Below are 18,831 nucleotides of genomic sequence, written 5' to 3' on the forward strand. Positions count from 1 at the left end.
CGTTATTTTTAGTTGTTAAAGATAATTATCTTGCTACTGAAAATAGGTGGATCTTAATTAGCATATTGGAAACATTACCTAGATAGGGATTACTATGAAATTATTTTTTAAAAAGGCACTGATTGCTTTCGTAGCAGCAAGCAGCTTATTAACTGTTCCGGCATTTGCACAAGAAACTGTTAAAGTCGGTATGTCTGGTCGTTATTTCCCATTTACCTTTTCTAAGCAAGATAAACTACAAGGCTTTGAAGTTGATGTATGGAATGAAATTGCAAAACGCTCTGATTACAAAGTTGAATTTATAACTGCAAGTTTCTCTGGTTTATTTGGTATGTTAGAAGCAGGTCATATCGATACTATTTCTAACCAAATTACTATCACTGAAGCGCGTTCTGCTAAATATGCATTCTCAACTCCTTACGTGATTGATGGTGTTCAAGTGACGGTTCGTAAAGGTCGTGATGATATTCAAGGTATCGAAGACCTAAAAGGTAAGAAAGTGGCAGTTAACTTAGGCAGTAACTTCGAAGAAGTATTACGTAAATACGATACTAACAACGAAATCAACATTGTTACTTACGATACAGGTATTGAACAAGATGTAGCGCTTGGCCGTGCAGATGCGTTTGTCATGGACCGTGTTTCTTCAGTACAATTAATCAAAGAAGCAGGTTTACCATTACAATTAGCTGGCCACCCATTCGAAGAAATTAAAAATGCAATGCCATTTTTAAACAAACCATCGCAACTAGCTATTCGTGACCAAGTTAATACTGCATTAGCGGCAATGCGCGCTGATGGTAAATTAGCTGAAATTTCAGATAAGTGGTTTGGTACAGACATTACACAATAATATTAATCCTTAAAGAGTCGTTTTTATGCAAAGTTCTTTTGACCTTCAATACATAATTGAATTAATGCCCATTTTACTTAAGTATCTTGGGGTAACGATGGAAATGGCACTTTGGGGGTTCTTATTTGCATTGATACTCGCGTTAGGTTTAGCCCTAGTGCGAGTATTTAAAATTGCCTTTATTCAACACCTTGCATCACTGTATATTTCATTTTTCCGTGGAACACCTTTATTGGTGCAGTTGTTTCTTCTGTATTATGGCTTTCCACAATTCATGCCTATCTTTGTGGGTATGGATGCCTTCACTGCCGCTATTATTGGCCTATCATTACACTTTTCTGCTTATATGGCGGAAAGTATTCGTGCCGCTATATTAGGTATTGATAAGTCTCAAATGGAAGCGTGTTTAAGTATTGGTATGACACGTTTACAGGCGATGAAACGCGTTATATTGCCTCAAGCTTCACGTGTTGCGACACCATCTTTGATGAACTACTTTATCGATATGATTAAAAGTACCTCTTTGGCTTTCACTCTTGGGGTGGCTGAAATTATGGCTAAAGCACAAATGGAAGCTTCTTCTAGCTTTAAATTTTTTGAAAGCTTTTTAGCCGTAGCGGTAATTTATTGGGTGGTGGTTATCTTCTTCACTCGTATCCAGCATCTATTAGAATATAAACTTAATAAGGCCTATTAATCATGATCAGCGTGTCTCAGTTAAGTAAAAAATTTGGTGATCTAGCAGTACTCAAAGAGATTGACTTTGAAGTAGCAAAGGGTGAAATAGTGGTTATTATCGGTCCATCTGGTACTGGTAAATCAACATTACTTCGTTGCTTAAATTACCTTGAAACACCAACTACAGGTAATATTACTATCGGGCCTGCGAGTATCGATGCTTTGAGCCATAAAGCTAAAGATATTACTGAATTGCGCAAACAAAGTAGTTTTGTATTTCAAAATTATTCTTTGTTCGCCAATAAAACCGCATTACAAAATGTTGCTGAAAGTTTAATCACGGTTTGGAAAGTTTCTAAGCAAGAAGCGTTATCAACTGCTGAAGCCATCTTAGTGAAAGTTGGTTTAGCTGAGAAGCTTAATGTATACCCTTCGCAACTTTCAGGTGGACAACAACAACGTGTGGGGATCGCTCGGGCAATGGCTGCAAAAGGTGAAGTTATCTTATTTGATGAACCAACTTCAGCTTTAGATCCTGAGTGGGTTGATGAAGTACTCGCTGTAATGAAACAATTAGCTCTAGAGAAACAAACCATGATAGTGGTCACCCATGAAATGCAATTTGCTAAAGAAGTCGCGGATCGCGTTATCTTTATGGAAGATGGTTACATTGTAGAGCAGGGCACACCTCAACAGATATTTTCTAATCCTGAACATGAGCGAACTAAAGCCTTTGTTAAGCGTGCTTTAAAGCAACATTAGTCTATTCAAAGCTACCTCTTTTCTGGGGTAGCTTTGCTCATTTCCTAACAGAGTTTCTACTTGTTATTTTTTATAAAGAATAATGTAAATACTTTGTTAAAACAGCTGTATTACTCTTCTAGCATTGTTATAATCCTGCACTTTATTAATTAGACTTTATAAAGCAAGCAACTTCAATTATTTAATATAGTTACCATAAAAGTATTGAACTATCATTAAAGGATTAATGAGTTTAAATTGATGAGTATTAAAGAATATTAAACCATTCTTTCATCATGAATGAATTAATTCCATTTTCATTAAAGCTCTTATCAAAAACATGAAACCACTAATCTCTATTTAATGAATGTAGAGCAAGTAATTAATGGCGTTGATAAAGTCGCAGCGTTAAGAGTTCCCCCTCATAGGCTCTTTGGTAATCTTATTAGAGAAATAGTAATTTACTATTCAAGTTATCGCTGAAGAGTGCTTGTTTATGCAATTGTATTCTATAGCTTAACTCCTAATGTGATAGAGAAGTTATTGAGCATGATTGGTATTTTAAAAGTGTAATTTATAAATTTGTGCTGTTGAGATCGTTAATAGGCTATTGAGCTATACGAAATCAATTTTTTACTCATTCATCTCATTAAATATGTTGAGATGAAATAATCATGGTAGACCCTATTTATGTTTTTACTCCGCGCTTTACTCTATTTAATTGTTGTCTCTGTAGTGGCAATATTGATTGATATGGAAGGTTACCAACTTCATACTCATGCCCAATATAGCGAACATACATTAACAGAACATCTACAAGACCTATTAACTTTCAGTAGTTGTATGTTGTTTTTATGGGCAGCTAAGTTAGATAAAGCATCAAATATTATTGGTAAAATCTTAGCTGCGTTATTAGCTATGATGTTTGTTAGGGAGTCTGACTCGCTATTGGATCATCATGCATTTGATGGTGCTTGGCAGATGTTGGTGTGTATGATTTTCATCGGGTTATTATGTTCATTACGAGGTCAGTTCTCACAGGTATATAAGGCTTTAAAAGCCTACACTACTCTGCCAAGTTATGGCGTGTTTTTATCTGGGTTTATTACGCTTGTTGCGTTTTCACGACTAATGGGGCGTGGTTCATTTTGGCATTCGGTGATGGGCGAACAATATGTCCGTATCGTTAAAAATATTGTAGAAGAGGGCACAGAAACGTTAGGTTATACCCTCATCTTATTATCAGCTATTGAGTTGGTTATCAGTGCATATAAAAAAAGAAAACAAACCGCCAATGGTTAATTAAAGAAGTGGTAAGCAGTTAATATTAAATAACTGCTTACCAGTCCATCACTCTGCCACTACACTAAAGTAGTAATCTCTACTAAAGCTCCTGATATTTCTATATAATCCTGCTCGAAATCTTTCCCCCCAAATAACTAATAATAAAAAGGCAACAATATGCAGGAGCAAGACCCAATCGATTACGGACCATTAGCTGGGTTAATTGGTACATGGAAAGGCAATAAAGGTAAAGATAAATCACCTGAAGCAGATGGCTCAACTGAACTTAATGACTACTTTGAAACTCTTGTTTTTATAGAAGCAGGCGAAACATCTAATGCCGAAGAGCAAGCGTTGAGCGCAGTACAATACTCTCAGTTAGTACAAAGAAACTCGACGGGAAAAATCATCCATCGCGAAGTAGGTTATTGGTTATGGGAGCAAGGTACTGAGAATGTGATCAACTCTTTGACCATACCCCGTGGGCTTTCTGTTCTGGCTGGCGGTAAGGCTACTACAAAACGTTCAACTGTGTTTGAAGTTGAAGCGCGTTTAAATTGCCCTAATTGGCCAATTACCGAGTCTGCATTTTTACAAAGTAAAGCATCAACTAAATCATTACAGAAAAAAATGACCCTATCAGGTGATAAGTTACAATACTCGCAGCACATGATGCTAGATATTTATGGTAACGAATTTAATCATAACGACCACCATAGGTTGATAAGAGAGATTGATACTAGTGTTAAGCTAGATTAACTTTAAGTTAAAGTTGCTGTGTTGGTTCTATTTAGACTGTTATTTGTCGATAAACCTTACATTACTTAAACTACAACTTATTGATTAGCTTTTGCTTTGATACATTTCAATCACTTAACTATTTTGGCTTAATATTTGCATAAACTTGTAAATAAACAATAATCTTTGAGATACTCAAATGAAAAAATTAAACACATTAATGGGTGTGGCATTAACCTGTTATGCTCATTTCAGCTTAGCTGGTCCTATCGAGACGTTGAATGAATATAACTTAGTGGTGTTAAATGATTTAACATCAACGAGTGAAGTTGAAGGTAAAACTATTGTAGCGGGTGATCTATCAGGCTCTGCTTCTAACTATGGCACTCATTTAGCTCAAAATGATTCATCTGTTGGTAGTGTGCTGGTTGTTGGTAGTGACTTATCTTCAGGCACAACAGTCAATGCAAATGGGCATGAAGTGATTATTGCCGGAACTAATAATGGTAATATTAATTCAAATTCAGTATCAAATGATGCATCACAATATGACTTTGATTTAATTAAATCTGAATTTATTAACTTTTCAGGTTATTTATCAGAACTAGCTGTTAACTCTGTTTTGTTAACATCATCCAACAATCAGCCATCGGCTGCATCATTTAACGTCGGTGATTCAGTTGGAAATGACCCAGCAGTCTTTAACATTACTTCTGAAAGTTTTTTCGAGAATAATCTGATACAACAGTATGATATTGATTTAAACGGTCAGTCTCCCTCAACTATCATTATTAATGTGTCTGGTGAGATGATTAATGATTCAAATTTAGGTAATGCCGTGGGTAATATTACTAGTGATGTTTTTAGAGAGAATATTATTTGGAATTTCTTTGAGGCGACTGAAATTGATTTAGTTAAACAAATCAATGGTAGTGTATTGGCACCTTTTGCAGACCTTACTAATGCCACGCCTATTGAAGGTTCAGTGGTTGTTAATAATTTTCAACAAAATGGTGAAGTGCATGATGCATTATTCACAGGTGTAATTAGTTATGACCCTGATGCTAATAATTCAACTGACCCGGTAAAAGTGCCTGAGCCTAGTATGTTCTTCATTCTATTAACTGCTCTGGCTGGTATGATGATGTGGAATAGGTCAAAATCTTAATCAATTCATATTTTTAAATGTAAAAAACCGCTGACACATAACTGTGAGCGGTTTTTAATTTAGGGTTAATATCTAATTACTTACTATGACGTTCAGCTAATTTATCAGCAACATCCGAAAGCGATAGGCCTTCATTCTGTAATAAGACAGTTAAGTGATATAGTAAATCAGCGCTTTCACAAGTTAACTCATCCATATCTTTTGCCATTGCTGCTAGTGCAACCTCAACACCTTCTTCACCGACTTTTTGTGAGATTCGTTTTGTACCTCGTGCATACAAGCTAGCTGTGTAGCTGCTCTTTGGGTCAGCACCTTTACGGCTTTTGATTACTTGCTCTAAGTCAGAGATGAAACTTAATGAAGGCTCTTGTTCATTTTTAAAACAAGTTTCATTGCCTAAATGGCAAGTTGGACCGATTGGGTTTACAATCGCTAATAACGTATCGTTATCACAGTCTGAACTGATTTCAACTACATTTAAAAAGTTACCTGACTGCTCACCTTTACACCATAAACGTTGTTTAGTACGGCTAAAAAAAGTCATTTTACCAGATTCAAGTGTTGCTGCTAATGATTCTTTATTAACATAACCTAGCATTAATACTTTACCTGAAACTTGGTTCTGTACAATAACAGGCATTAGGTTATCTACTTTTTCCCAATCTAACGTTGCTAGTTGCTCTTCTTTCATTAAACTCATAAACGTATCTCTACCTTTTCTGTTTTAAGGTAAGATTTTAACTCACCAATATTAATTATTTGTTTGTGGAATACACTGGCTGCTAAAGCACCGTCAACATCAGCTTTATTAAATACATCTGCAAAATGAACCATTTCACCGGCACCGCCCGATGCAATTAATGGCACATGACAAATAGCACGTGCTTGAGAAAGTTGGTCAATATCATATCCGCAACGTACGCCATCTTGGTTCATTACGTTTAATACTATTTCACCGGCACCACGTGATTGTACTTCTTTTATCCAATCAAAAGTGTTCCATTTGGTTGTTACTGTAGCTGCTTCATTACCTGTAAACTGTTTAACCTGGTGTTGGCCCGTTTCTTCATCAAAGTATGAATCAATGCCAATAACAATACATTGCGTACCAAATTTTTCAGCTAGACGATTAATAAGGCTTGGATCTGCAAGCGCAGGGCTGTTGATAGAAACTTTATCTGCACCAAACTGTAAAATGCGTTTTGCGTCTTCTTCTGTTTTGATACCGCCTGCAACACAAAATGGGATATCGATGACTTCAGCAACTCGGCTAACCCAGCTTTTATCGACCACTCTATCATCAGAGCTGGCAGTAATATCGTAAAAAACTAACTCATCTGCGCCTTCTTCTGCATAACGTTTAGCAAGTGGAACGATATCGCCTACAATCTCGTGGTTACGAAATTGTACACCTTTAACTACCTGTCCATCTTTTACATCCAAACATGGAATAATTCGTTTTGCTAACATAAAGCCTCGCTATTATGTGGTCTACTATTTTAAGCTATTCAACGGCCTTAAAATAATTTACCAATACTTTATTAAGAAATAATCATAAGTGATTGTAAAGATTATTAATTCATTATCCATACATTATAACTATATTAATGATCACTTTGTAGGCTTTAATCTGATTATTAAGCACTTTTTAATATTGGTTTTATACCTGAACCTTTACTTCTTTTGGATTGTTTAAGTAGTGAATATCGAATGATTCTATCTGTCAAAAGAGATCTTTATGTAATCAGAGGCCGTATTTAAATATCAATACTAATTACATAGTAATCATGGAGTGATAATGATGTTAATCAATATGTTGGGGTTTAACCTTATATGGTTTGGTTTATTATATTGGGGAAATATTTTTATTCCTGTTGCGTTAACCCTTTTATTTATTCATTTTAAATTCTTGTCCAAAATAATTAAAGAAATTCGACTGGTATTATTGGTTACTGTTATAGGTGTGTCAGTGGATTCTTTTTTGCATTTTATCCACTTTTTTACTTTTCCAAATGCTAATTTCACACCATTTTGGTTGATGGTATTGTGGGCTTGTTTTGCAAGCACTATTTGTCATAGTTTAACTTTTCTGAGCGCTTCCAAAAAAAGCCAATTGCTCATAGGAGGCGGGTTTGCGCCATTGAGTTATTTAGCAGGGGAAAGTTTTGGTGTTGTGGTATTCGCTTATAGTTTACCTGTTACTTTCTCAATTCTTGCAATAATTTGGGGATGCTTATTCCTTTTATTTTTTTATTTAAAATCAATCATATTACAGAGAGACCTACAGTATGCTTAAGTTATTTAAAGGGTTAGTTGCGTCAATTCTATTGATCAACTTAACCTTTGCAGTACCTGCTGAGGAACCAGATCAATGGAAAAATAGTCTATCTGAATTGTTAAAATCAACAGCAACGATACAGGTAGGCAGGGCAACCTTTTCGGTGTTTATTTGGGATATTTATCAAAGTCAATTATCAACAAGTAGTGGCGTATATCCTGACCCGGAAGGGGTTATAGTGTATCAAATTAAATATCTTAAAAGTATTGAATCCAAACAACTCATAAAGAAAACTATTGAACAGTGGGTGCACCTTGGTTTTGCTAGTGAGCGGTATAGCTCTTATCTAGAACAACTCCGTAATATGTGGCCTGATATTAAAGAGGGTGATCAATTAGCTTTTGTTGCTCAAGGTAATAACAGTGCTTTCTATTACAATGAACGTTTCATTGGACAAATTGATGGTAAGGATTTCAGGAACATTTTTATGGCTATTTGGTTTTCGGAGAATACTTCACAGCCAGAACTGCGTGATACATTATTAGGAATAAAATCATGAAATACGTTAATCCTCCAGTAGTACTGCTACTCAGTAGCTTTGCTTTAGTCAGTTGTACTCAAGATTTGAGTGATTATTCAAGTCAAACTAGTAATTTTGATATTAAAGAGTATTTTAATGGCAATGTCATCGCATGGGGGACCATTCAAGATGCTAGTAATGTAGTTACTAGACGTTTTTGTGTTGAGTTGAAAGGAACTTGGAAAGGTAAAGATGGAATATTGGCTGAAAAATTCTTTTTTGATGATGGTGAAATAAGTTATCGCAATTGGCATTTTTCACAGCAAGTTGATGGACGTTACATTGGGACTGCGGAAGATGTGGTTGGGGAGGCCATTGGTGAGCATCAAGGTTTTGCTTTTCAGCTAAAATATACTTTAACTTTACCAGTCGATGATACTACTTATGACGTGAGCATGAATGATTGGATGTACAAAATAGACAAGTATCGAGTCATTAATAAAACTGCTATTCATAAATTAGGTGTTAACGTCGCTAATGTAACACTATTTTTTGACAAACAAGCGCCATTAGCAAGTTGCGAATAACATTTCTATCTCAATTAGTTTAATTGATTGTTATTCGCTTTACGATATTGATGAACTATTTTAGCAACACCTTCGTACTGTCAAGTGAGCATATTGTTATGCACATTTTTTTATTAAAGAGGGCCCATTATGTCAGCTAAAACAACTAATCTCCCAGTTTTTCCACTAGATTTATTCTTATTACCGGGTGGTATTACGCGTTTAAGAATTTTTGAACCTCGTTATTTAAAAATGGTTGGGCTAGCTTCCCAGTTAGGCGGATTTGTCATTTCATCTAACAAACAGAATATTAATCAGGCTTACCGTTGGGGTAGTTGGGTTGAAGTCATTAACTTTGAACAAGGGAAGGATGGTGTCTTAGAAATTGATGTCGAATGTGGTTGTTTAGTTAAGCTATCTAAACTTGAACAAGATAACGATAAACTGTTGTTCGCTGATGTTGAACAACGAAAGCATTGGTCACAAAAAACATCAAATACAGAACTAGCGTTATTAGCTGACTCATTAAAAACATTATTTGAGAATAATGAATTACTCGCTAAGTTATACCACGACCAATTACCAAATAATCCTTATTGGACGGTGTCTAGGTGGCTAGAGTTATTACCTATTCCCTTTGATGTTAAAAATAAATTTGTATTTGATTCTTCATACACTGAGGCTAAAAAGTTAGTTCATTCAATCATTTCACAATAAACCTTCCAAAAACCATAATATTTTAATTCTTAAGTGATCTTTAATTTTTCGATAGCGTATTGATTGCCAGAGTCCAAATTAGGGAAATAATTATGGTAGTCGAACAAACTAAATTGCCAACAGGGGTAAGTCATGCTAAATCTAACAGCATGAATGAAAATATAGATCACACCCAACTAAGCGAATGGCTTAACCAAGTTGCTGATAAACGTTGTAAAAATGCGTTTACTCATCTGTTTAAATTTTTTGCTCCTAAGATACAGCGTATTGCACGCAGTAAATTTCCTAATGAGGCTCAATCCCACGAAGTGGTTCAAGAAACCATGAGTAATGTTTGGCGTAAAGCACATTTATTTGATGCAAATAAAGGTGCTGCAACGACATGGGTTTATACGGTAATGCGTAATGTGACTTTTGATTTATTAAGAAAAGTTAAAAGTAACCGAGAAGATAATTTGAGTGATGACATTTGGCCAATTGCAGAAGGTGCAGTGACCGAAGAGCAAGTTTATGAGGATCATCTCGAAAGTAATCAGCTTTTACGTGTCATTGAAGCATTACCAGAAGCGCAACAACAAGTCGTTAAAGGTTTTTATTTGATGGAAATGTCTCAAGAGCAACTTGCGAACCATCTTAACCTACCACTTGGCACTATTAAATCCAGACTACGTTTAGCACTCGCTAAATTGAAAGTGCAGTTAGGAGAAGAACATGATTAAGCACCATCCGAAATTTGAATTATTACAATCTTATGTCAATGGCGACTTGCCGGCTTCGCTTGCTATCGGCATTAGTATCCACGCGGACATGTGCACTGATTGCCAACACACAATAGCGCAATTAACGGAACAGGTTGCCGAGCATTCATTTGAAGAAGCGACAGTCCGACTAGATGATCTAGATTCAAATAGCTTTACTTCGTACTCAGAGGAAGCTGATGAAGAAGATTTTTTTGAGTCAATGATCAGCAATATTACATTTTCTGACGATGCTGATGTAATCACTGAAGCATTGCAACGAGAAGTTATATTTAGAGATAAAACATATCAATTGCCTACTGCGCTTAGCCGTATTGAGTTAGGCAAAGCGGCTAACATTGGAAAATTATCGCGCTCTCGTTTACAACTTGATGAAGATGAAATCCATTCTAGTTTATTGCATATCAATCCAGGTGGTGGTGTACCAGCTCACACCCACAAAGGATTTGAATTGACAGTTTTACTTGATGGTTCATTCACTGACAGCAGAGGCGAATACAATAAAGGCGATTTTATTTTATTAGATGGTACCTTCACGCACAATCCTATCTCTCAAAATGGATGTTTATGTTACACAGTTGCCAATGATGCACTACACTTTACACAGGGTATCAATAAGCTATTAAACCCAATTGGGTCGTTTATCTATTAGTGTTTAGTTTTTTATTCAAAGGAGCGAATAGTGATTTATTCAGTCGCAAAAGAAGATATTAAAATTGGTATAAGTGCCTGTTTGATTGGTCAAAAAGTACGTTTCGATGCTAGTAATAAGCCGTCTAGGTTCTGTATCGATGAGTTAGGCGATCATGTTGAATATGAATCATTCTGTCCGGAAGTTGCTATTGGTTTGCCGATACCTCGTCCAACGATTAGGCAAATTAAGAAAGGAGATGTTATTTCAGTGGCTCGTCCAGACGGTTCTGGTGATGTAACTGAAGCATTACAGGCGTATGGTAAAAAAGTAGCAGAGATGACCAAACACCTAAGTGGTTATGTATTTTGCGCTAAAAGCCCAAGCTGTGGTATGGAGCGGGTTAAAATTTATTCCGAAGATGGTAATTCACTCGCATCTGATGGCATTGGTGCTTTTGCAAAAGAGATAATGGAAGCCAATCCACTGTTACCTTGTGAAGAAAATGGTCGCTTAAATGATATGCATATTAGAGAGAACTTTGTGGCACGTATCTATGCCTACAAACATTGGCAGATTGTAAGTGAGTCAGGTTTAACAAAACATAAGTTAACTACATTCCATAGCCACTATAAGTATACCGTAATGAGTCATAACCTAGTGGCTTACAAGAAACTTGGACAATTATTAGCAGATGTTGATATGACATTAGCAGAGAAAGCTGAAAAGTATATTTTTGGGCTAATGGAAGCACTTAAAATTCCTGCTACGCGTAAAAACCATGTAAATACATTGACACATATTCAAGGCTACTTCTCTAAGCACTTAGTTGCAGAGCAACGTAAAGAGCTGTGTGAACAAATAGATGGTTATCGTTTAGGCCTATTACCTTTAATTGCTCCTTTAACATTGATCAATCATTATTTAAGAGAGTATCCAAAGGATTATTTGAAAGGCCAGTCTTACTTACAACCATATCCAGAACAGCTTAGATTAAGGTACGCATACTAAGTTCCAAGTTTTTATCGCTACAGTTTATACTGTAGCGTTTATTATCCCTTCTTATTTAGAGGAATTTCCTTCCTATGAATCAACTACTATGGTTTCGAAACGATTTACGGACAGATGATAACCCCGCATTTTATCAATTCATTAATCAATCTACTTCAAACGAAACCGGAAAAGCGGTTTTTTTTATTTCTGAAAAACAGTGGTTAGCCCATGACTGGGCTCCTATTAAGATTGACTTCATTAAACGGCATGCTGTTGCGTTAGTTAAAAAATTAGCCGCAATTAACATTCAGTTAGAGTTAGTTGAAGTTGATTATTTCAAAGATCAGGTTGCATACTTAAAAAATTACTGTGAAGAGAATGATGTAAAACAAGTTTTAGCCAACAGTGAATTAGAAATCAACGAGCAACAACGTGATCAATTATGTTTAACAGAACAAATACCTCTAACTTTATTTGAAGCAGACGTAATCGTACCTAAAGGAAAAATTGTTACCAAATCAGGTGATATGTACAAAGTGTTTACTCCTTTTAAGCGTGCTTGGTTAACCTATGTTAGGGAACATGGTTATCAATACTTTGAAAGTATAAGCGACAAAAAAAGTATAACTGAAGACGATAAAATTTCATCATTATCAAGTAAGTGGCCTCTAGCGAGCATATTAACAGAAAAAGCCTTACCGCTTTTTTACCGATTTAAAGTATCAAATTACAAAAATGTTCGTGATATTCCTAGCGTAAAAGGAACAAGTGGTATTTCACCATATTTGGCGGCAGGGGTGTTAAGTCCACGTTATGTTTTTAAAAGTTTGTTAGATAAATATCCTGATATTTTAATTAGCAGCGATAGTGATGAGTTTTGCTGGTTGAATGAGATTATTTGGCGTGAATTTTATCGTCACCTAGTATTTGCAAAGCCAAGTCTGTGTAAACACAAATGTTTTAATGATAAATATCAAGATCATTCATGGCCATATGATTCTGCACTTTTTGAAGCTTGGTGCGAGGGTAAAACCGGATACCCGTTGGTAGATGCGGCTATGAGACAGCTAAATCAAACTGGTTGGATGCACAATCGCCTACGTATGGTAGTTGCTAGCTTTTTAACAAAGCATCTATTAATTGATTGGCGTTTAGGCGAACGTTATTTTATGCAGCACCTTATTGATGGTGATTTGGCTTCAAATAATGGTGGTTGGCAGTGGGCTTCAAGTACCGGCTGCGATGCACAACCTTATTTCAGAATATTCAATCCGATTACTCAAAGTGAAAGGTTTGATCCTAAAGGCACTTTTATCCGTAAATATTTACCAGAACTTAGCAAGTTGCCTGATAAACAGATACATTTTCCACACAAATATATAAAAGAAAATAATTTATCTATTTATTGGCCTGCAATAGTCGATCATAAAGAAGCAAGATTGAATGCATTAGCTTTTTACAAGTAACCAATATTAATAAACAGATGACAAATCTGGTATGTTTATTGATTGACATTAGGTGGATATATTTAAGGTAATACAATGGACAAAGATAGGTTAGCAGTAGTAAAGCAATATCCTGAGTGGTTAAATCGATTTATTTCTGTGTATCAGAAACTTTCAATTAATAACTTAGATTTATTAGATGAAATATACGCACAAGAAGTAACATTCATTGACCCTATCCATGAGATCAAAGGGCTGTCTAACTTACACGATTACTTTGATGGTCTATATAAAAATTTGAGTAGTTGTACTTTTACTATTAATGACGTCATTGTGAGTGGACAACAGGCCGCAGTTTATTGGGAAATGAACTATCAACATACCAAATTAAATAAAGGTGAAATAGTATCAGTTCAAGGTTCTTCTAAGTTGATTGCAAAAGATAATAAAATTGTATACCACCGTGATTTCTTAGATTTAGGTGCTATGTTATACGAGCAATTACCCTTGATTGGCAAATTGATTCACTGGATCAAAGTAAAGGCTGCACAATGATGACTGCTAAAAATATATTGATCACAGGTGCAACCTCCGGTATCGGCCATTCACTCTTCGACTATTATCATCAGCTGGGGAATAATGTCATCGCCTGTGGACGTAACCAAGAAAAGTTACAGGAAATGGCTGAGCAAGCATACATGACCGGTCAGTTTGATATGACTATTCCATCTGAAATTGAGGCTTTCTCAAAGTCCTTAGATAGCCTAGATATCCTAGTGTTAAATGCAGGCAATTGTCGTTATATTGATGATGCTAAACATTTTGATGGCGCATTATTTGCGGATGTTATACAAACAAATTTGATCTCTTTAGGTTGGTTATTACAGTATTTTTTACCAAAAGTACGTGAAGGTGGGCAAGTTGTATTTGTTAGCTCTAGTGCGACTTTAATGCCATTTCAACGGAGTGAAGCTTACGGCGCTTCAAAGTCTGGTGTTGACTACCTAGCCAACAGCCTAAGGTTAGATCTTATAAAATATAAGATTGATGTCACCTTAATACATCCAGGCTTTATTAAAACACCTTTAACTGAGAAAAATGATTTCCCGATGCCGTTTTTACTTACTAGTGAAGAAGCTGCTCAACATATCGCTAAAGCAATTGATAACCGTAGAGAGTATGCCCATTTTCCAAAGCGCCTAACAACGCTACTTAAATTTTTCTCAATTATGCCGAATTGGATTTGGCGTAAACTGATCGTCAAGGGATAACTTAATGAAAAATATTGCCATTATAGGTTCAGGAATCTCTGGATTAACAGCTGCTTACCTATTATCTAAAAAACACCAAGTTACTGTGTTCGAAAAAAATGATTATATTGGTGGGCATACAGCTACTGTCGATATTGAAAAAAATGGTATCCCTTATGCTATTGATACAGGCTTTATTGTATTTAATGATAAAACCTATCCAAATTATCTCGCTTTATTAGATGAAATAGGTATCGGTAAGCAAGCCACTGAAATGAGTTTTTCAGTACATAACTGCCAAACTGGGCTTGAATACAATGGTCATAATCTTGATACCCTATTTGCACAACGCAGTAATATATTTAAACCTAAATTCTGGGTATTAGTTAAAGAAATTTTGAGGTTTAATAAATTATGTAAAGCCATCTTTGAACAGAACAGTTATCAACCTGGCGATACACTTGGTGATTTCTTGAAATCGAATCATTTTAGTGCTTTTTTTGCTGAGCATTACATATTACCTATGGGCGCTGCTATTTGGTCAAGCTCCTTAGCGCAAATGGAAAGCTTTGAATTCAGATTTTTTGTACAGTTTTTTCATCACCACGGTTTACTAAATATAGCAGATAGGCCGCAATGGTATGTTATCCCCAATGGATCAAGAAGCTATATACCCCCTTTGTGTGAACCTTTTAAGCAGCGAATTCATTTAAATTCGAAACTCATTGGTATTACAAGACAAGAAGATAAAGTTCATATTCATTTTGAAGATGAAAATGAAATGCAAACCTTTGATGAAATAGTAATTGCATGTCATTCAGATCAAGCTTTAAAACTATTAAGTGACGCCACTGATGATGAACAAAGGGTGTTATCTGGGATGCCATATAGTGAGAACTCAGTTGTTTTACATACTGATATAAAGCTCTTACCTGATAGGGAAAAAGCCTGGGCTAGCTGGAATTATCAATTAAGTGATGACAGAGAAAAAGCCGCGAGTGTTACCTATAATATGAATATATTGCAGGGAATAGACAGTGATGAAACATTTTGTGTAACCTTGAATCAAAAAGAGGAGATAGACGCAGATAAAATATTAAGAGAGTTTACTTATTATCATCCAGTTTTTTCATTGCAGTCGATTCGATCTCAACAGCAAAGAGATACCATATGCGGTAAGCGACATACTCATTTCGCAGGTGCTTATTGGCATAATGGTTTTCATGAAGATGGAGTAAAAAGTGCGGTTGAAGTCGCACAACGTTTTGATTGCTACCTTGATGCCTTTGCAAGGAAGTAATGCTATGGAAAGTCAGGTCTTACACACTACAAGATTCGAGCATAGTGCAATTTATGTAGGTAATGTTATTCATCATCGCTTTGTACCTAAAAAACATCACTTTAATGCTAAGCTATTTATGTTGGCGTTGGATGTAGATAAATTAGCAGAAGAGGAACAAGGTGTTGGTGTTTTTGGTTATGCATGGTTCCATCCATTACGATTTGTAGAGAAAGATTACCTGAGAAGTGAACCGAACAAACTTTCACAACGTATTAGAAACAAAGTAAAAAGTCTTGATGGTCATGAAGATATTACACGTATCTTAATGTTAGTTCAGGTGCGTTGTTTTGGATTATACTTTAGTCCGGTAAATTTCTATTTTTGTTACGATGTAAATGACCAATGTACACAAATGTTAGCTGAAGTCAGTAATACACCATGGAATGAAAGACATTATTACCTGGTTGATTTAACGAAAGTTAAGCAACCAAAAATAACGAATAAGGTATTTCAAGTATCGCCATTTATGGACCTTAACATGAGTTATATTTGGCAAGTAAAAGCGCCAAGTGCTGAGACTGAACGTTTAATGGTTAAGATTGAAAACAGGCGCTATGAGCAAAACAATCAAGACTTTTTAAAATTATTTGAAGCAAGCCTATGTTTAAAAAAACAGGCTTTCAATAAGCAAAATTTATTTAAAATTTGGGCCCAAATTCCAATCATGACGGGCAAGATTGTATTAGGTATATATTGGCAAGCCCTCAAGTTATTTGTAAAACGAATTCCTTTTGTAGGTTATCAAAAAGCCACTTAGTATCTATTACAGGCTTTATATTTTAGGAGACATTAATGGAAGAAGTACAAAAGGTGGTAGCTGTAGAGACAAATAGTTGGTTTGATAAACGCTGTCGAGAACTTGTTCATTCTGTATTCTCAAAGTTAAGTTATGGTCAATTAGAGGTTGTTGAAGGTTCTCAACATTACTTTTTTCCTGAAGTAATTGAAGCAGAACATCAAGATAGTTTAATCAAAGCGAAAATTCATATCCATGATATTGCTGTTTATAAACAATTTGTTAAGGGAGGCAGTATTGGTGTCTCTGAAGCGTTTATTGCAGGAAAATGGACCAGTCCAAACTTAACTAATGTCATTAGGATTTTTGCTAAGGCACAGCAACAAACTGATCAATTAGATTCCAACAAGTCTTTATTCAATAAGATTAAAAACAGTTTTTCACATTGGCAAAATAGAAACACTCAGTCTGGTTCGAAGCGAAATATACTTGCGCATTACGATTTAGGTAATGAGCTCTATACGCGTTTTTTAGACCCAGAAATGATGTACTCATCTGCCATTTATCCATCTGAAACAACAACGTTACAATATGCACAACTTTACAAATTAAAAACAATTTGTGAACGTTTATCATTAAAAAAAGATGAGCATTTATTGGAGATTGGCACTGGGTGGGGTGGACTTGCTATTTACGCAGCTCAACATGTTGGTTGTAAAGTCACCACAACAACTATTTCAGATGCTCAATATGCTTATGCCGAAACACGTGTTAAAGCATTAGGGCTTGAAGATAAAATTACCTTATTGAAAAAAGATTATCGCGATTTAACTGGCACCTTTGATAAAGTGGTTTCGGTGGAGATGATCGAAGCGGTAGGTTATGAATTCTTACCAAGCTTTTTTGAACAGTGTAATGCAAGGTTGAAACCAGGTGGTAAATTACTAATACAGTCTATTACCATTGCGGATCAACGTTTTGAACACTACAAGAGTAATGTAGATTTTATTCAGCGTTACATATTCCCTGGAGGTTTTTTACCTTCTATTAATATTCTTTCACAACAGCTAACAAAAAGCAGTGAGATGGTGATTGAAGGTTTGCATGATATAGGTCTAGATTACGCAAAAACGCTAGCAGATTGGCGTACTAATTTCTTAGCATCTTGGAGTGAATTAACTCAGCATGGTTATGATGAAGAGTTTAAACGTTTATGGTTATATTACTTTTCTTACTGTGAAGGCGCATTCTTAGAACGTTCGATTAGCACAGTACACCTTGTCGCAAGAAAGTAGTTAATAAACACTGTGTTTTTTACAAAAAGGCGCTATTAAAAATAGCGCCTTTTTTTAGCTTTTCTTTTCATATAACAGAAAGAATATAACAAAAACTACTTAAGCGTTCTGCCAGCAATTAATTGCTTCTTCTACCGTAAATTTGCCTTCTAATAAAGCGCGTCCCACAATCATTCCTTGAGCACCTGAGCGGGCAACATCAGCAATATCGTCTAATGATCCGATACCGCCAGAAGCTTGCCAAGACACACTCGGAAAAGCGACAGCCATCTCTTTATACAAATCAACATTAGAGCCTGTTAATGTTCCATCTTTAGAAATATCTGTGCAGAGAACGTGTTTTAAACCAACTTTAAGGTAGATGTCCAATAGCGACTCAATCGTTTGGCCACTGTCTTCTTGCCAACCTGATACAGCAACAATTTTGTTACCCTGTTGATCAATATTAATGTCTAGTGCTAGTACAATATGCTCTGGTCCATATTTTTCCATCCATCCAGCAACCATTTCAGGCTCTTTAACAGCTGTTGAACCAATTACCACACGGTGAGCACCTGTATCTAAAAGACCTTTAACATCTTCTTCAGTGCGCACGCCTCCACCTACTTGTACTTTAGCAGGCGTATTTTTGATTAAGCTTTCAATGACAGATAGTTGACGCTTAGTAATATCTTTAGCACCATCTAAATCAACAAGGTGCAACCAGTTTGCACCTTGTTCGTTATAAATGGTGTATAAGCTTTGTGGGTCATCGCTGTAAACGGTTTTTTGATCGTAATCGCCTTGGTATAAACGAACGACTTTACCGTCAATTAGGTCGAGTGCTGGAATTATCATG

At 35.7% G+C, this 18,831-nt stretch carries 22 protein-coding genes; 19 read left to right on the forward strand and 3 right to left on the reverse strand.

Features of this window, described 5'->3' with window-relative positions:
• Window positions 1-94: 94 nt before the first annotated feature.
• The 6 genes from AC0L3W_RS05155 to AC0L3W_RS05180 all read left to right on the forward strand — a co-directional run bounded on the left by AC0L3W_RS05155 (window position 95) and on the right by AC0L3W_RS05180 (window position 5,462).
• Entirely contained in the window at window positions 95-853 is a 759-nt protein-coding gene (locus AC0L3W_RS05155; RefSeq protein WP_290038188.1) for an amino acid ABC transporter substrate-binding protein, read from the forward strand.
• A gap of 25 nt (window positions 854-878) precedes the next feature.
• Window positions 879-1,550: an amino acid ABC transporter permease gene (locus AC0L3W_RS05160; RefSeq protein ID WP_290038186.1), complete on the forward strand. Its 672-nt coding sequence runs from the start codon at window positions 879-881 to the stop codon at window positions 1,548-1,550.
• Window positions 1,551-1,552: 2 nt separating this feature from the next.
• Entirely contained in the window at window positions 1,553-2,293 is a 741-nt protein-coding gene (locus AC0L3W_RS05165) for an amino acid ABC transporter ATP-binding protein (RefSeq protein ID WP_409439497.1), read from the forward strand.
• A gap of 669 nt (window positions 2,294-2,962) precedes the next feature.
• Window positions 2,963-3,574, forward strand: a complete 612-nt coding sequence (locus tag AC0L3W_RS05170) for a hypothetical protein (protein WP_409439496.1) — start codon at window positions 2,963-2,965, stop codon at window positions 3,572-3,574.
• Between the two features lie 159 nt (window positions 3,575-3,733).
• Complete coding sequence (locus AC0L3W_RS05175; protein ID WP_290038182.1) at window positions 3,734-4,315, forward strand: heme-binding beta-barrel domain-containing protein; 582 nt, start codon at window positions 3,734-3,736, stop codon at window positions 4,313-4,315.
• Between the two features lie 178 nt (window positions 4,316-4,493).
• On the forward strand, window positions 4,494-5,462 hold the full coding sequence (locus AC0L3W_RS05180; protein WP_409439495.1) for a choice-of-anchor A family protein: 969 nt from the start codon (window positions 4,494-4,496) through the stop codon (window positions 5,460-5,462).
• A gap of 76 nt (window positions 5,463-5,538) precedes the next feature.
• Here the strand turns inward: AC0L3W_RS05180 and hisIE are convergent, their stop codons facing one another.
• Together hisIE and hisF are read right to left on the reverse strand one after the other, a co-directional pair.
• On the reverse strand, window positions 5,539-6,162 hold the full coding sequence (gene hisIE, locus AC0L3W_RS05185) for a bifunctional phosphoribosyl-AMP cyclohydrolase/phosphoribosyl-ATP diphosphatase HisIE (RefSeq protein ID WP_409439494.1): 624 nt from the start codon (window positions 6,160-6,162) through the stop codon (window positions 5,539-5,541).
• A complete protein-coding gene (hisF, locus tag AC0L3W_RS05190) occupies window positions 6,159-6,932 on the reverse strand; it encodes an imidazole glycerol phosphate synthase subunit HisF (protein ID WP_409439493.1) in 774 nt (257 codons plus the stop codon). The genes hisIE and hisF overlap by 4 nt, the downstream gene beginning before the upstream one ends.
• 328 nt (window positions 6,933-7,260) lie before the next feature.
• Here hisF and AC0L3W_RS05195 point away from each other — a divergent pair, with 328 nt between their 5' ends.
• From AC0L3W_RS05195 to AC0L3W_RS05255, 13 genes are all read left to right on the forward strand, one after another.
• Window positions 7,261-7,758, forward strand: coding sequence for a DUF2878 domain-containing protein (locus tag AC0L3W_RS05195; RefSeq protein WP_290038175.1), 498 nt, complete (start codon window positions 7,261-7,263; stop codon window positions 7,756-7,758).
• Window positions 7,751-8,299, forward strand: coding sequence for a chalcone isomerase family protein (locus AC0L3W_RS05200; protein ID WP_290038174.1), 549 nt, complete (start codon window positions 7,751-7,753; stop codon window positions 8,297-8,299). The genes AC0L3W_RS05195 and AC0L3W_RS05200 overlap by 8 nt, the downstream gene beginning before the upstream one ends.
• Window positions 8,296-8,847, forward strand: coding sequence for a DUF3833 domain-containing protein (locus AC0L3W_RS05205; RefSeq protein WP_290038172.1), 552 nt, complete (start codon window positions 8,296-8,298; stop codon window positions 8,845-8,847). The genes AC0L3W_RS05200 and AC0L3W_RS05205 overlap by 4 nt, the downstream gene beginning before the upstream one ends.
• A gap of 129 nt (window positions 8,848-8,976) precedes the next feature.
• Entirely contained in the window at window positions 8,977-9,543 is a 567-nt protein-coding gene (locus AC0L3W_RS05210) for an LON peptidase substrate-binding domain-containing protein (protein ID WP_290038170.1), read from the forward strand.
• A gap of 92 nt (window positions 9,544-9,635) precedes the next feature.
• Window positions 9,636-10,262, forward strand: a complete 627-nt coding sequence (locus AC0L3W_RS05215; RefSeq protein ID WP_409439492.1) for a sigma-70 family RNA polymerase sigma factor — start codon at window positions 9,636-9,638, stop codon at window positions 10,260-10,262.
• On the forward strand, window positions 10,255-10,953 hold the full coding sequence (locus AC0L3W_RS05220; RefSeq protein WP_290038167.1) for a ChrR family anti-sigma-E factor: 699 nt from the start codon (window positions 10,255-10,257) through the stop codon (window positions 10,951-10,953). Before AC0L3W_RS05215 ends, AC0L3W_RS05220 begins: the two co-directional genes overlap by 8 nt.
• A 30-nt stretch (window positions 10,954-10,983) precedes the next feature.
• Window positions 10,984-11,943: a YbgA family protein gene (locus AC0L3W_RS05225; protein ID WP_409439491.1), complete on the forward strand. Its 960-nt coding sequence runs from the start codon at window positions 10,984-10,986 to the stop codon at window positions 11,941-11,943.
• A 74-nt stretch (window positions 11,944-12,017) separates the two neighbouring features.
• A complete protein-coding gene (gene phrB / locus AC0L3W_RS05230; RefSeq protein ID WP_409439490.1) occupies window positions 12,018-13,391 on the forward strand; it encodes a deoxyribodipyrimidine photo-lyase in 1,374 nt (457 codons plus the stop codon).
• Window positions 13,392-13,466: 75 nt separating this feature from the next.
• Window positions 13,467-13,925 carry a nuclear transport factor 2 family protein gene (locus tag AC0L3W_RS05235; protein ID WP_290038164.1) on the forward strand — a complete coding sequence of 153 codons (459 nt, stop codon included), beginning with the start codon at window positions 13,467-13,469 and terminating at the stop codon, window positions 13,923-13,925.
• Complete coding sequence (locus AC0L3W_RS05240) at window positions 13,925-14,641, forward strand: SDR family NAD(P)-dependent oxidoreductase (RefSeq protein ID WP_409440423.1); 717 nt, start codon at window positions 13,925-13,927, stop codon at window positions 14,639-14,641. The genes AC0L3W_RS05235 and AC0L3W_RS05240 overlap by 1 nt, the downstream gene beginning before the upstream one ends.
• 4 nt (window positions 14,642-14,645) lie before the next feature.
• Window positions 14,646-15,920 (forward strand): NAD(P)/FAD-dependent oxidoreductase, encoded by a 1,275-nt coding sequence (locus AC0L3W_RS05245; RefSeq protein ID WP_290038162.1) that lies wholly within the window; start codon window positions 14,646-14,648, stop codon window positions 15,918-15,920.
• 4 nt (window positions 15,921-15,924) lie between these two features.
• On the forward strand, window positions 15,925-16,719 hold the full coding sequence (locus AC0L3W_RS05250) for a DUF1365 domain-containing protein (RefSeq protein ID WP_409439489.1): 795 nt from the start codon (window positions 15,925-15,927) through the stop codon (window positions 16,717-16,719).
• A gap of 35 nt (window positions 16,720-16,754) precedes the next feature.
• Window positions 16,755-17,993 carry a class I SAM-dependent methyltransferase gene (locus AC0L3W_RS05255; RefSeq protein ID WP_409439488.1) on the forward strand — a complete coding sequence of 413 codons (1,239 nt, stop codon included), beginning with the start codon at window positions 16,755-16,757 and terminating at the stop codon, window positions 17,991-17,993.
• A 99-nt stretch (window positions 17,994-18,092) separates the two neighbouring features.
• Here AC0L3W_RS05255 and hisA read toward each other — a convergent pair whose 3' ends face one another.
• Entirely contained in the window at window positions 18,093-18,830 is a 738-nt protein-coding gene (gene hisA, locus AC0L3W_RS05260; RefSeq protein WP_290038158.1) for a 1-(5-phosphoribosyl)-5-[(5-phosphoribosylamino)methylideneamino]imidazole-4-carboxamide isomerase, read from the reverse strand.
• Window position 18,831 lies beyond the last annotated feature (1 nt).

This window comes from Psychromonas sp. KJ10-5 (assembly GCF_055808325.1).

Bases quoted from the DNA above. Each gene is read 5' to 3' on its own strand.
- AC0L3W_RS05155 (WP_290038188.1), top strand. From the start codon at position 95: ATGAAATTATTTTTTAAAAAGGCACTGATTGCTTTCGTAGCAGCAAGC.
- AC0L3W_RS05160 (WP_290038186.1), top strand. From the start codon at position 879: ATGCAAAGTTCTTTTGACCTTCAATACATAATTGAATTAATGCCCATT.
- AC0L3W_RS05165 (WP_409439497.1), top strand. From the start codon at position 1,553: ATGATCAGCGTGTCTCAGTTAAGTAAAAAATTTGGTGATCTAGCAGTA.
- AC0L3W_RS05170 (WP_409439496.1), top strand. From the start codon at position 2,963: ATGTTTTTACTCCGCGCTTTACTCTATTTAATTGTTGTCTCTGTAGTG.
- AC0L3W_RS05175 (WP_290038182.1), top strand. From the start codon at position 3,734: ATGCAGGAGCAAGACCCAATCGATTACGGACCATTAGCTGGGTTAATT.
- AC0L3W_RS05180 (WP_409439495.1), top strand. From the start codon at position 4,494: ATGAAAAAATTAAACACATTAATGGGTGTGGCATTAACCTGTTATGCT.
- hisIE (WP_409439494.1), bottom strand. From the start codon at position 6,162: ATGAGTTTAATGAAAGAAGAGCAACTAGCAACGTTAGATTGGGAAAAA.
- hisF (WP_409439493.1), bottom strand. From the start codon at position 6,932: ATGTTAGCAAAACGAATTATTCCATGTTTGGATGTAAAAGATGGACAG.
- AC0L3W_RS05195 (WP_290038175.1), top strand. From the start codon at position 7,261: ATGATGTTAATCAATATGTTGGGGTTTAACCTTATATGGTTTGGTTTA.
- AC0L3W_RS05200 (WP_290038174.1), top strand. From the start codon at position 7,751: ATGCTTAAGTTATTTAAAGGGTTAGTTGCGTCAATTCTATTGATCAAC.
- AC0L3W_RS05205 (WP_290038172.1), top strand. From the start codon at position 8,296: ATGAAATACGTTAATCCTCCAGTAGTACTGCTACTCAGTAGCTTTGCT.
- AC0L3W_RS05210 (WP_290038170.1), top strand. From the start codon at position 8,977: ATGTCAGCTAAAACAACTAATCTCCCAGTTTTTCCACTAGATTTATTC.
- AC0L3W_RS05215 (WP_409439492.1), top strand. From the start codon at position 9,636: ATGGTAGTCGAACAAACTAAATTGCCAACAGGGGTAAGTCATGCTAAA.
- AC0L3W_RS05220 (WP_290038167.1), top strand. From the start codon at position 10,255: ATGATTAAGCACCATCCGAAATTTGAATTATTACAATCTTATGTCAAT.
- phrB (WP_409439490.1), top strand. From the start codon at position 12,018: ATGAATCAACTACTATGGTTTCGAAACGATTTACGGACAGATGATAAC.
- AC0L3W_RS05235 (WP_290038164.1), top strand. From the start codon at position 13,467: ATGGACAAAGATAGGTTAGCAGTAGTAAAGCAATATCCTGAGTGGTTA.
- AC0L3W_RS05240 (WP_409440423.1), top strand. From the start codon at position 13,925: ATGACTGCTAAAAATATATTGATCACAGGTGCAACCTCCGGTATCGGC.
- AC0L3W_RS05245 (WP_290038162.1), top strand. From the start codon at position 14,646: ATGAAAAATATTGCCATTATAGGTTCAGGAATCTCTGGATTAACAGCT.
- AC0L3W_RS05250 (WP_409439489.1), top strand. From the start codon at position 15,925: ATGGAAAGTCAGGTCTTACACACTACAAGATTCGAGCATAGTGCAATT.
- AC0L3W_RS05255 (WP_409439488.1), top strand. From the start codon at position 16,755: ATGGAAGAAGTACAAAAGGTGGTAGCTGTAGAGACAAATAGTTGGTTT.
- hisA (WP_290038158.1), bottom strand. From the start codon at position 18,830: ATGATAATTCCAGCACTCGACCTAATTGACGGTAAAGTCGTTCGTTTA.